Origin of the sequence: Larkinella bovis, assembly GCF_042655385.1 — a bacterium.
GTDB classification, from domain to species: domain Bacteria; phylum Bacteroidota; class Bacteroidia; order Cytophagales; family Spirosomataceae; genus Larkinella; species Larkinella bovis.
The window spans coordinates 105282-117875 of the sequence record NZ_JBHSMA010000004.1; the positions used below are offsets into that span (position 1 = coordinate 105282).

Genomic DNA, 12594 nt, shown 5'->3' on the forward strand with positions numbered 1-12594 from the left:
TCAAAAGCATCCGATCCTGTAATTTCTTGCGGTATCAACCGGTTTTTAACGAGATTTGCAAACAAACAATCGAATAACTACCATGTCAAAAGGACTTATTGTTGTCATCGTTCTGGCTCTGATTTTTGGTTTCTTCGGATGCAGTACCTATAACGGCATCGTTGGTAAGGACGCCAATGTCGGCGAAAAATGGGCGCAGGTCCAAACACAATACCAACGCCGGGCCGACCTGGTTCCGAACCTGGTCAATACGGTCAAAGGAGCCGCCAATTTTGAAAAAAGTACGTTAACCGCCGTGATGGAAGCGCGGGCCAAAGCGACCAGTGTTCAACTGAACCCAGACCAGCTGACGCCCGAAAACGTGCAAAAGTTTCAGGCTGCGCAGGATCAGTTAAGCGGGACGCTGTCGCGTCTGCTGGCGGTCTCGGAAAACTATCCGCAGTTGAAGGCCACCCAGAACTTCTCGGAATTGCAGTCGCAGCTGGAAGGCACCGAAAACCGCATCAGCGTGGCCCGGAACGACTTCAATGCCGCCGTCAAAGACTATAACGTTTCCGTCCGGACGTTCCCGGCCAATATTTTCGCGGGTATTTTCGGCTTCTCGCCCAAAGGTTTCTTCGAAGCCTCGCAAGCCGCCCAAAGTGCCCCAACGGTCCAATTTTAAGTTAAAAGTGAAGAGTTAAAAATTAAAAGTAGGCTGACGCATCATTACTTTTAATTTTTAACTCTTAATTCTTAACTCCTTTTATGTCCGCAATTAACCTTTTTACGGCTGAGGAACAGCAGCAGATTATTCAGGCGATTCGGTCGGCTGAGCTGGAGACGTCGGGCGAAATCCGGGTACACCTCGAACAGCATTGCCCGACGCCCAACGTCATGGACCGTGCCGTGCAGGTCTTCCGGCAGTTGGGTATGGAACAAACCGCCCAGCGCAACGGTGTGCTGTTTTATCTGGCCACCGACGACCGGAAGTTCGCCGTGCTGGGTGACGAAGGCATCAACCGGGTGGTTCCGGCAGATTTCTGGGAAACCACCAAAGACATTATGCGCGAGAATTTTCGCCAACGTCAGTTTACCACCGGTTTTTGTCAGGGCATCGAACGGGCCGGACAGCAATTGCGGCAGTTTTTTCCCCGGTTGGAGGACGACTCCAACGAGCTTTCCGACGAAATTTCACACTAAATGAAGTATAGCGTTGTCACATATCGCGTTGCATTCCCGGTTCGAATTCTGCTGATTCTTCTCGTTGCGTTTTTTTCCCTGCAAACCTACGGACAGGATACTGTCATTCCGGACAAACCCAATCCACCCCGTCTGGTGAACGATTATGTGGGTATCCTGAAACCGAATGAACGGGCGCAACTGGAAGAAAAATTACGGCGCTACAACGACTCAACGTCCACGCAGATTGTCATCCTGATTGTCAAATCCACGGATCCCTACCCAATCGGCGACTTCAGTTTTCAGGTGGGCCGAAAGTGGGGGGTCGGGCAGGAAGGCAAGAATAATGGCCTGGTGCTGACCTGGGTACCCTCGACCCGCAAGGTGTTCATTGCCACGGGCTACGGGCTGGAAGGCGCCATTCCTGACGCCATCGCCAAGCGCATTGTCAGTCAGATCATCGTGCCCCACTTCAAAAACGAGGAATGGTATGCCGGTCTGGACGACGCGACGACCGAAATCATCCGGCGGGCCACTGGTGAATACCAGGCCGAAGCCTCCGGTGAGGGCGATGTGGGCGACGGCATTATTTTCTTCCTGATCATTTTCGTGGTCATCGTCATCATCATCTGGATCAGCCGAAACCGGGGGGGCGGCAACAACCGCAACCGCGGGGGCGGTTTCTTTCCGGTTCCCTTCCCCACCTCCACGTTCTCGGGCTGGGGTAGTTCGTCCGGCAGTTGGGGCGGAGGTGGCGGAGGCAGCAGCTTCGGCGGTTTCGGCGGGGGCAGCTTCGGCGGTGGTGGCGCCGGCGGAGATTATTAGGAGTTAAGAATGAAGAGTTAAGAGTTGAATGCGTCAGCCAACTCTTAACTCTTCATTCTTAACTCATTCACTCCTTCAGTTCTCCTTCAATCAGAAACCGCTTTTCGTCCAGCCAGGCAAGTCGCTGGAAACCGTCGATGTGATAGCGTTTGATCACGCCCTGCTCACTCTCCAGCCAGAGGTTCCGTTCCGATTCGTAGAGTGAATTTTTCGTCCGCAGCGTTGCTTTAACCAACCGTGGCTGATGAGTCACCGAATCCAGTTCAACGCGCAAAACCTGCACCGGCAGATTCTCGCCCGCTTTCAGCCGGTATTCGTACGTCAGCGAATCCGGGCGGTTTTTCTGATAACTGGACTGGTACGCCTGTTTGTTGATATCGGCCTGAAGAAACAAATCCAGTTCCCGGCTCCAGTCGATTCCTTTCGTGGTCTGCTGTTCCTGATCCTTGCCAAAACCGGCCTGTTTGACAACCGTGGGGTTCCGGGCCTTCAACTGACTGATCTGCTGTTCCAGGTACGATTCCAAATCGTAGTAGGTTCCGGCGGGGGCTTCTTTGGCGGGGTTGCTGCAAGCGCCTATCCCCAGGAGCAGAACAAATGCGTAACGGTATTTCATCCTGGACAAAAAATACCCCTGACTTTTTAGAGCCAGGGGAGTAAAGTACTACTCAGTTGGCGAACACCAACCCGAGCCGAAAAGTTTTTGTCGAGAAAAGAGACGGTTAATGATGGTCTCTCGTCTCTTCCCTTTTTAGCCCGCAATCAGACTGTGGCCAGTCATGACGGCGGGTTGTTCGATGCCCATCAATTGCAGAATCGTCGGGGCAATGTCGGCCAGCACGCCATTGTTCAGCTTCGGATGGTAATGATCATCGACCAGAATACACGGAACCGGGTTGGTAGTATGCGCCGTATTGGGCGATCCGTCCTCGTTGATCATGTAATCGGCGTTGCCGTGGTCGGCAATCACAATAGTAGTATAACCGTGCGCCAGGGCCGTCGTAATAACCGCCTGCGCGCACTGATCGACGGTTTCGGCAGCTTTCACAACCGCCGAAAAAACGCCCGTATGGCCCACCATGTCGGTATTGGCAAAATTCAGGCAGACAAAATCGACCTGCTCCCGTTCCAGTTCCGGAATAATGGCGTCGCGGATGTCGAACGCGCTCATTTCCGGTTTCAGGTCGTAGGTCGCTACTTTTGGCGACGGACACAACAACCGGCTTTCGCCCTCAAAAACTTCCTCGCGGCCACCGGAAAAGAAGAACGTGACGTGCGGATACTTCTCGGTTTCGGCAATCCGGATCTGTTTCCGACCGGCTTTCGATACCACTTCGCCGAGCGTCTGGGTCAGGTTATCCTTGTCGTAAATGACCTTCACGCCCACAAAATCGTTGTCGTAATTGGTCATCGTGACGTAATACAGATTCAGTTTTTTCATATCCTGCTCCGGATAATCGCGTTGGCTGAGCGCCAGCGTAATTTCCCGGCCCCGATCCGTCCGGAAATTGAAGCAAAGCACCACATCACCGTCCTGAATGGTGGTCAGCGGGCTTCCGTCGGGATTCGTAACGATAATCGGTTTAATGAACTCGTCGGTTACGTCTTCTTCGTACGATTTATGAATCGCCGACAATTCCCCGCCTTGTTCACATTTTTCGTGGCCAATGCCTTTCACCATCGCATCGTAGGCCAGTTTTACGCGCTCCCAGCGATTATCGCGGTCCATCGCAAAATACCGCCCGACAATCGTGGCAATCCGCCCCGTAGTGGCTTTCAAATGATTTTCCAGATCAGCGATAAAACCGTATCCGCTTTTGGGATCGGTATCACGTCCGTCGGTAAACGCATGAATGAACACATCCGTCAGCCCCTGCTGGTGAGCCACCGTACACAATCCTTTGAGGTGTTCGATGTGCGAGTGAACCCCGCCATCCGAAACCAGTCCGATAAAATGAACGTTCTTGCCGTTGGTTTTGGCATACTTCAGCGCATCCAGCAAAACCGGCTCCGTATCGAGTGTATGCTCTTCAACGGCCAGATTGATCTTGACAAGATCCTGGTACACAATCCGGCCCGCGCCCAGGTTCATATGCCCCACTTCCGAATTGCCCATCTGCCCGGCGGGCAAACCAACTGCCAACCCGGAGGCTTCCAACTGGCTGTGTGCGTATTTCGTATATAGTGAATCCACAAAGGGCGTATTGGCGGCATCGATTGCCGAGACATCGATCTTTCGGGCAATTCCCCAGCCGTCCAGAATCATCAATATAACTTTCTTATTCATGCTTCGAAATTAACAACATTAGCGGCAAAAGCCGCAATCCTAGGGTTAAAGATGGCTTAAAGTCTGGATACTGGATGCTAGATAATTGGATACTGGATGCTGATTTGTAAGATACATTGGAATAAACCCATCGGCCATCGAGTATCCAGCTCATCCAGCATCCAGTTCATCCAGCCTATCATTCAAACGTCCCCAGGCCGGCAATGTAATCCTTGCTGCCATCGGTGACCCAGGCATCGAGCTGGGCGGGGTCTTTGAGTTGCTGCCCGCGCATCCGGGGCACGGCGATGTAACCACAGGAAACATCCGTCAGGGCCGACATATCGCTCCAGAGTTTCTCAATCTGCGCTACCGGATAAATATCTTCCTGGCCGTGTCCCCAGCGGTATTTCACCTCCTTGATCGTCACGTAGGTGGGAATGCGGTGGGCCACACTCCGTACGGCTTTGGCCAGCCGGGCTTCGTCCCCATCCTGCAAGTCCTGCCGCGTCAGGCCAAACAAGTCCAGCAACGAATCGACCTGAATCCAGGTGGTGTTTGAGTTGTAATAACTCAGGTTCAGTTCGTCTTCCTCGCGGGGTTGCGCCAGTCCTTCCAGCAGGCGAAGGTGGCCATTGACGCGGGTCAAACCGCCCCCGCGGTCCTCGATCCGGCGCGGCACCACTTCAAACGTCAGCATATTGCCCGATTCCAGGTGATGCCCCACCACCGCCGGGTCGACATCCGCACCCAGCGTATCGATGTTGTGCAGCATGATCGTTTCCACTTCCGGGTGTTCGGCCAGTACGCGGGCCAGTGTCCCGTTCCGGAGCATATTGGAAACTTCGTACCAGTGCCCCAAAGGAGAAAACCGCTGGGCCGCAATGTTATCGACGTAATCGGAGCCTTCGCCTTTTGATTTGGCCCAGCCAATCATCGTCTGCCGAACCGCTTCCCGCACTTTCTGCTTGTTTTCGTCGAGCGTCTCCTGGGGCATTTCTTCCCACATAAACCGCAAATCGCGTTCCATCGGCACAAACCGCTGCCCGATCGAGCGACCCGGCGACAGGTACGTCGCGCCCGAATAACCGAAATTACCGGTTTCGGCCAGCGTCTGCCGGATGGGTTCGTGCGTCAGGTAGCTCGTTGCCACCAGGTGCAGAATCAGGCTGTTGTACTTTTCCGCCACTTTCCGGCTTTTCGCCAGGTGAATCTCCAGAAAACTCCGGTGTTTGCCGGCAATTTCCACGAACGGATTCAGGGCCTTGATCACCCCGGCCCCCTTCGTCCAGCGACTGCCGACCCCGGCGGCCAGGCTCAAAACCGCCACTTTTCCGGCCCGAATGGCCGCTTCACCGGTTTTCGTGGCTGCGGTCAGTTCCTCATACGTCACCAGATCACCCGGTTGCACGTCATCGATGCTGGTTTCGGCCGGCAGACGGTTACGCGATAGCCCGATGCGGCCTTTCTGCAAATCTTCCCGAATCTCCTCGTGCTGGATGTAGTCGAACCCATTTTGCTTCTTGATCCGTTCGGCCTTTTCGTTTTCGCCCCCCCGGTTAGTCTGCGACGTCGGGTCCGACACCTTGAACAGGTTGCTGATGATCGTGCGCAGGAGCGGATACGCCAGGTTATTTTTTTCGCAATACGTCGTAAATACGTCCATTTCGGCCCGCCGGATGTACGAAATCGAAGCCGGATCTTTCCGGACCAGCTCCGAGACGTGAATGCCGTAATACTGCTCCGGCATCAGCGCGTCGGTCCCTTCTTTCAGGTTCGCCCAGGAGCCTTTGTGGTTGATGCTCCAGTTGTAGACCACCGGTTCCATCGCAAACGGCAGCGAGGCCGACAACTCCGCTTTCGTTTTCCGCAGAATCTCCAGTACCTTCATCTTATACTCCTCGTAGCCGGCCGGATTGACAAACATGCCCATGCCGCCCCCCGACATTCCACCGAGCATCAGAAAACCGTAGTAATCGGCGCCAAACTCTTTTTGAGCCCTGGCAATAATCTGTTCGGTAAAATAGGTCGACGCCCAGGGAATGATCGTTTTGATCGGCCCTTCCCAGTTGCGGGCCGTATTGGCACCCAGTTTCCGGATATCGCCTTCCCGAATCGCAGCCAGGATGTTATCGAAAATCTGGTTGGTCTGTTGCCGCCCCTGCCATTCTTTCTCGCCCCGGAGCAGGTATTTTTCGGTCACCATTTCCAGAATCGGCCCCACGTTGGACGCCATCCCGCCGTGCATCAGCACCAGCGAACGCATGATTTTCTCACCCATTTCCGGGTGAATGTCCTCCCCCTGCAAGACCCGGTGACGCGGCAAGAGCGTTCCGCGGCTGATACCCGCTTCGGGATCGCCTTCCTGCGCGAACGTGCCCTGAATGGCTTTGATGCCGGGCCAAACCCCGCCGGAATCCTGCCAGCCTCCGCCCGAACCGCCAATCCACTCGCCGAGAATAGCCCGCGAAGCCACCAGCCGCCGTTCGCTTTCCTGCAAACCGCCTTCCAGCGTTTGGGTCTGACCGGTCGCCCGCATGAGCAGGCTGATGATAGAGCCCAGCAAATTCGTCGAAACCGCAAACCGCGAGCCTTTCGGAATGTCATTGACTTTAGTAACCAGTTCGATGCCCATGCCCGGCGCGACAATGCGCGACAGAATATCCGGCAGCGACTGGTTCGTGCCTTCAAACGAAGGCGGAATCAAGCCGGAAGCAATGACCCCGGCTTTGACCAGACTCAGGTAATCGTTTCCGAAATTGAACAGATCCGCTAAATCATCGATGTCTTTGGTCGTGTTCAGGTCGATACTCGTCAGGCGCAGAACCGGGTCCGGGATAACCCGAACGTAACAATTCAAGGGCGGGCGAATGTCGGCATCCCGGCCGAAAACGCCCAGATCGATGGAAATATTGATTACCCGCGCGCCTTCCGGGTAATCCATTCCGAGAAAGAAAATATCCGACCAGCCACTATGCGTCAGGTCCATCCGCACCGACGTCTGTTCGTGCAGAATCGGGTAAAAAAGCGACCCTTCGGGCCGTTTCAGCAAGGCCGCATGAATCCGGATCGGATGCTCCTCGCGGTGGCCGACCCGGAACATCCACTGATTTCCTTTGCTCGAACGCACACTTTTGCGCACCTGTCCCGCCAGAATCTGGAACGACAGATGGTGGTAACTTTCGGCCAGGCCACTGAACAGAGCTGCATTCGGGCCTTGCTTGTCAACTTCCTGCCAGAGCGTGGCAATGGCCTGTTCGAAACGGCGTGAGAGCAAATCCTCAAAACCGGCGTACGGAATTTTCCCGGTGGTCGGTATTTCAGGCGACTCCATCAAGAAAAACCGGAAACCCGCGTAGAGAAAAAGAATAGCCCGGACTTTATCGTACAGGTTGGGCGTCGATTTCCGAAAATCGTCCAATTCCCGCAGCATTGCCAGCAGCTCTTTGGCCGAAAACCGCCGACTTAGTTCGTAAAACGAGCGGTTACGTTTGGCGGGATCTGTCGAGGTAATGGTTTCTATAAAAACATTCATGGATCAGACGGTTCGGCTGTTGGCTTCGGCCAGTAATTCGACCAGGGTTGATAAGATTTCACCGTGGGCGTCGCCCGCCAGTCCCAGCGCAATCTGCGCCCGCAGCAGCCCGTGCCGTCGACTCAAATCGTAGCGGTTTCCTTTGACCTCCAGGGCCAGGTAGTTTTCGATTTCGGCCAGTTCCTGCAACGCGGGCGTCAGTAAAATGTTGCTGCTGTTCTGGTCAATGTATTTCTGAAGAACCGTGAAAATCGTGGGTGTGAAAACGTGCATCCCGAAAAAGCAGAGGTAATACCCGGCCCGCAAGCCCGGTGTTTGCAGCTCAAGCTCGGCCACGCTCAGGGGCGGTTTTTCGATGATTTTTTCGATCTGGTACACACCGGACTGGCTCGCAACCTGCTTGCCGGTGAGCGTGCCGTAGCGCCCGATCTGGTGTTCAATCGTTGGGTTCACTGCCGAAACCGAACAGTTTTCCTGCGAGGCCAGTTCGATCAGCTGAGCCACGCAGCTTTTCTGCCGGAGGTTGGAAACGTACAGATAATCACCCAGTAACAACAGAAAGGGTTCGTTGCCGACAAAATCCTTCGCGCAAAAAACCGCATGCCCGTAGCCCAGCGGTTCGCGTTGTTCCGCAAACTGGACCCGGTTGATCAGATGATCGATTTTCTCGGCTTCTTTCCGGGCCCAGTCAATCCCTTTAAACGAGTTGAACAGATTGTCGCGCAGCGACGCGAAGGCTTTCAGGTACCGCTCACCGTCGCCGGGCGCACAAACCACGCACAGTTCTTCGATGCCGCTGTCAAAGGCTTCTTCGGCAATAATCTGGATGACCGGTTTGTGCAAACCGTCGGTGTCGATCACCGGCAACATGGCTTTTTGGATGGTATCGGCAACCGGATACAGTCGCTCACCCCGGGCGGCCGCCGTGATCACGGCTTTTTTAATTTTCATCATGTACGCTGACTGGTTGGAAGAATATATCGTTTTGTAATTCGCGCAAAAGAATTGCCAGACGGTGCCAATCGACAGAAAATTGTCAGACTAAAACGAAAAGCCGCTGGCTCCGCGTAAAACCGCCATGCGACATCGCAAAATGGAATAAATACGGCCTAAACAGCCGCTTAAGGAGCCAAAATCAGGCTTCTTTCTGGTCTTCCGATTGCGGTTTTAGCGCGTATTGTTCGATCAGGTAATTCAGCAGATTGACACAGCAGCGGGATACAATCTGGTAGACCTGTTCAAAAACCGCAGCGTCTTCATAGTAGGGGTCAGGAACATTCAGACCACCCGGCCCGGAATCGGGCTGCGGGTCGAACTCGCGCAGTAAAACCGTATTTTCTTCGCTGTAAAGGCCCGTGCTGCGGTGGCTGAAATATTGAATGGCTTCGTAATTTGATTCATCCATCGCCACCAAAAGGTCGAACAGCGACAGATCCTCGCCCGACAGCTTACGGGCGCGGTGGGTAAGTGTAATTCCGTGTTCGAGGGCATTTTCGCGGGTCCGCCGGTCGGGCAGGTCGCCGATGTGGTAAGACGACGTTCCGGCGGAGTCGCATTGAATCGACGCTTCCAGCCCGCGCTCTTTGACTAACTCCCGAAAAATGCCTTCCGCCAGGGGCGACCGGCAAATATTGCCTAGACAGACGAACAGCACGTTAATCATAACGATGAATGATGGGCACGCCCAGCTTTACTTTTCAATGGGTTCGTTTTTCTCGTCGACCAGCACGTAAACATCCTCGTTCGGTTTTTTCATGAGGTAGTTCTCGCGGGCGTATTTTTCCTGTAAACGAGGGCTGCCCAGCAAGGCCTTCCGCTGCTCCTCGACTTCCTGGATTTTTTCGTCGTAATAAATCAGATCCGTTTCCAGATCGCTCAGTTTCCGGCTGTTGTTAAACTGCGAAATGATGTCGTTGGCATCAAAAAAAGCCATCCAGATGAGCAACCCGACCCCGGTGGCGACGTAGAAGTTTTTGGCGATTCGCAAGATTTTGTTGAACATGGGATAAAAGGCTGACTGAAAACCAAAAAAGCCCCCAACCAGGGTCGATTGGGGGCGATTGAATTACATTTTGATGCCGGGAAAATAGGCGGTTTCGCCCAGTTCCTCTTCGATGCGGAGCAACTGGTTGTATTTCGCCATCCGGTCGGAACGCGAAGCCGAACCGGTTTTAATCTGCCCGGTGTTCAACGCAACGGCCAGATCGGCAATCGTCGCATCTTCGGTTTCGCCGGAGCGGTGCGACATGATGTTTTTGTAGGAATTGCGTTTCGCCAGGTTGACGGTATTGATCGTTTCCGTCAGCGAACCGATCTGGTTCACTTTCACCAGAACCGCATTGGCAATGCCCTGGTCGATACCTTGCTGCAAACGCGTTACATTGGTCACGAACAGATCATCCCCCACGAGCTGGGTTTTCTTGCCAATCAGTTCGGTTTGCTCTTTCCAGCCGCTCCAGTCGTCTTCGGCCATACCATCTTCGATGGAAATGATCGGGTATTTTTCCACCCATTCTTTCCAGTAATTCGCCATTTCGGACGAGCTGAGCCGGTCGCCGGTCGATTTTTTGAAATGATAGGTTCCGGTTTCGGCATCGTAAAATTCCGAAGCAGCGGCATCCATCGCGATGTAAATATCCTGACCGGCCCGGTATCCGGCTTTGTCGATAGCCTGCAGAATGATCTGAATGGCTTCTTCGTTCGACGGAATGTTCGGGGCAAAACCGCCTTCGTCCCCGACGTTGGTGGACATGCCTTTGCCTTTCAATACCTTTTTCAGCGAGTGGAACACTTCCGTTCCCCAGCGCAGGGCTTCCGAGAAGGTCGGTGCACCCACCGGCATTACCATGAACTCCTGGAAGTCAATCGAGTTATCCGCGTGGCTACCCCCATTCAGGATGTTCATCATCGGCACGGGCAGCGTGTTGGCGTTCACCCCGCCAATGTAGCGGTACAACGGCAAACCAGCTTCCTGCGCAGCCGCTTTGGCAATTGCCATCGACACGCCCAGAATGGCATTGGCCCCCAGACGGCCTTTATTGGCGGTACCATCCAGTTCAATCATAATCCGGTCGATCATGGTCTGATCGAAAACCGAGCTTCCGACCAGTTCCGGGAAGATCAGTTCATTGACATTCTGAACCGCCCGCAAAACACCCTTGCCGACGTACCGCTTCGGATCGTCGTCGCGCAGCTCAACCGCTTCGTGCGAACCGGTCGATGCCCCTGAAGGAACAGCCGCCCGACCCAGAAAACCGTTTTCGGTACGAACATCGACTTCCACCGTTGGATTGCCTCTCGAATCCAGAATCTGTCTGGCATGAATGGACTGAATAATACTCATTGTGTCTAAGAATTGGTTGTTATTTTAAACTAAGGCCCCGAAGGGATGAAACGTATAAGGGGAACAGTTCACATGATTCATTGACCATTCATCCGTCGCCAAAAAGATATCGCACAATTTTTGCCCTACAAAGTAAATGATTTTTTTCGGTTCCCGGGGCGTCGGCCCTGAATTAAGCGATTCGCTGTTACGCCCTTAGTCCCCAGCGCCGGATTGACTAGCCACCACCCCGCCGGTTAAAGGTAACTCCAGATTGGGCTGCGGCTGCGGCTTTTAAGACGGCCATACCATTTGCAAAGGGGGTACATGACCAATACAACGCCGATCCAAACCAGATAAACCGCTTCCAGGGGCAAACCGTGGTCCGGCATCATCCCCCCCGTCCGGTTCTGAAAGTTGATTTGCGACCACGGAACGCCGTCGGCCAGCAACAGCAGCACAGCCAGGGTGTGAACCAGCAGGAAATGGACCACAAAATAGAAAAGCGGGACCCGGCCGTACACCACGAAAAAATCCTTCCATTTTACCTGCTGCTTTTCCAGCCAGCTTAACAGCAACAGGCCCGGTCCCAGGGTGATGAGCGTAAAAAGCAGCGAGGGGGGGTATTTTGTTACGTTAAAAAAGGAAAAAACCGTATAGAACGGCGTTTTCTGAACCGACCAGGGCACGGGGTCGCCGTAGACATTCAACGCCCGAAGCAGGAAGAAAACGCCGATCGCACTCAGGCCAAGGCGCACCAGCCAGTGCCGCCGGGTTTGACTGTCGAACGATTTTCCGTACAACTCGCCCAGGCAGTAGCCCAAAATGAGGATGCCGATCCAGGCTAAAACCGGGTATAGAATCAAGAGCGTGAACCGGGGCGTTACGGGAATGAAATTGGGCCGGTGTACCATCGACCACAAGACATCAGCCACCGTTCCCGGCGGAAACGAAATGCCATCCAGCGCGTTATGCCCGAATACAATCAACAGCCCGAGCATTAGCAGCAGGCGGTGGGGCAGAAACAGCAAACCGCTTAACACCACCATGCCGAGCCCCGTTGCCCAGATGACTTCCAGGGCAATCACCGAAAAGGTGATATCAAACCACATGACGAAGTTCACAACGGTTATTCCCAGCAACATGAGCCATAAACCGCGGGTGAGCAGAAAAATGCTGAGCTGCGGTTTGGTCATTTTTCGACTCATCAGAAAGGCCGACACCCCGGACAGAAAGACAAACGTCGGCGCGCAGAAATGGGTTACCCAGCGGCTCAGGAAAATACCGGGGGTCGCGGTCGTTAAATCCGTTGCGTTGTAGAAAAAACCGTTTTTGTGGGTGAATTCACGCGTGTGGTCCAGCGCCATGATCACCATGACGATGCCCCGCACCACATCGATGCTCAGGATACGAGTGGCGGCACGATTCAGCGGAAGGGGGGAGATGGTAGTCATTGGAAGAACGCTTCATTTCATTGACAATTTA

At 54.0% G+C, this 12594-nt stretch carries 11 protein-coding genes; 3 read left to right on the forward strand and 8 right to left on the reverse strand.

Annotated features, from left to right (window positions below; translation table 11 throughout):
- Positions 1–82: 82 nt before the first annotated feature.
- The 3 genes from ACFPMF_RS14285 to ACFPMF_RS14295 all read left to right on the forward strand — a co-directional run bounded on the left by ACFPMF_RS14285 (position 83) and on the right by ACFPMF_RS14295 (position 1986).
- Complete coding sequence (locus tag ACFPMF_RS14285; RefSeq protein ID WP_379846117.1) at positions 83–664, forward strand: LemA family protein; 582 nt, start codon at positions 83–85, stop codon at positions 662–664.
- An 83-nt stretch (positions 665–747) separates the two neighbouring features.
- On the forward strand, positions 748–1182 hold the full coding sequence (locus ACFPMF_RS14290) for a TPM domain-containing protein (protein ID WP_379846120.1): 435 nt from the start codon (positions 748–750) through the stop codon (positions 1180–1182).
- On the forward strand, positions 1183–1986 hold the full coding sequence (locus ACFPMF_RS14295) for a TPM domain-containing protein (protein WP_379846122.1): 804 nt from the start codon (positions 1183–1185) through the stop codon (positions 1984–1986).
- 67 nt (positions 1987–2053) lie between these two features.
- Here the strand turns inward: ACFPMF_RS14295 and ACFPMF_RS14300 are convergent, their stop codons facing one another.
- The 8 genes from ACFPMF_RS14300 to ACFPMF_RS14335 all read right to left on the reverse strand — a co-directional run bounded on the left by ACFPMF_RS14300 (position 2054) and on the right by ACFPMF_RS14335 (position 12563).
- Positions 2054–2602: a hypothetical protein gene (locus ACFPMF_RS14300; RefSeq protein WP_379846125.1), complete on the reverse strand. Its 549-nt coding sequence runs from the start codon at positions 2600–2602 to the stop codon at positions 2054–2056.
- 135 nt (positions 2603–2737) lie between these two features.
- A complete protein-coding gene (gpmI, locus tag ACFPMF_RS14305; RefSeq protein ID WP_379846128.1) occupies positions 2738–4273 on the reverse strand; it encodes a 2,3-bisphosphoglycerate-independent phosphoglycerate mutase in 1536 nt (511 codons plus the stop codon).
- A gap of 178 nt (positions 4274–4451) precedes the next feature.
- Positions 4452–7787: a UTP--glucose-1-phosphate uridylyltransferase gene (locus ACFPMF_RS14310; RefSeq protein ID WP_379846130.1), complete on the reverse strand. Its 3336-nt coding sequence runs from the start codon at positions 7785–7787 to the stop codon at positions 4452–4454.
- Between the two features lie 3 nt (positions 7788–7790).
- Complete coding sequence (locus ACFPMF_RS14315) at positions 7791–8741, reverse strand: UTP--glucose-1-phosphate uridylyltransferase (RefSeq protein WP_379846132.1); 951 nt, start codon at positions 8739–8741, stop codon at positions 7791–7793.
- Between the two features lie 181 nt (positions 8742–8922).
- Positions 8923–9450 carry a low molecular weight protein-tyrosine-phosphatase gene (locus tag ACFPMF_RS14320; protein WP_379846135.1) on the reverse strand — a complete coding sequence of 176 codons (528 nt, stop codon included), beginning with the start codon at positions 9448–9450 and terminating at the stop codon, positions 8923–8925.
- Positions 9451–9477: 27 nt separating this feature from the next.
- Positions 9478–9789, reverse strand: a complete 312-nt coding sequence (locus tag ACFPMF_RS14325) for an FtsB family cell division protein (RefSeq protein ID WP_379846137.1) — start codon at positions 9787–9789, stop codon at positions 9478–9480.
- 63 nt (positions 9790–9852) lie between these two features.
- Complete coding sequence (gene eno, locus ACFPMF_RS14330; protein WP_379846140.1) at positions 9853–11130, reverse strand: phosphopyruvate hydratase; 1278 nt, start codon at positions 11128–11130, stop codon at positions 9853–9855.
- Positions 11131–11366: 236 nt separating this feature from the next.
- A complete protein-coding gene (locus ACFPMF_RS14335) occupies positions 11367–12563 on the reverse strand; it encodes an acetyltransferase domain-containing protein (protein WP_379846142.1) in 1197 nt (398 codons plus the stop codon).
- Positions 12564–12594: the final 31 nt, after the last annotated feature.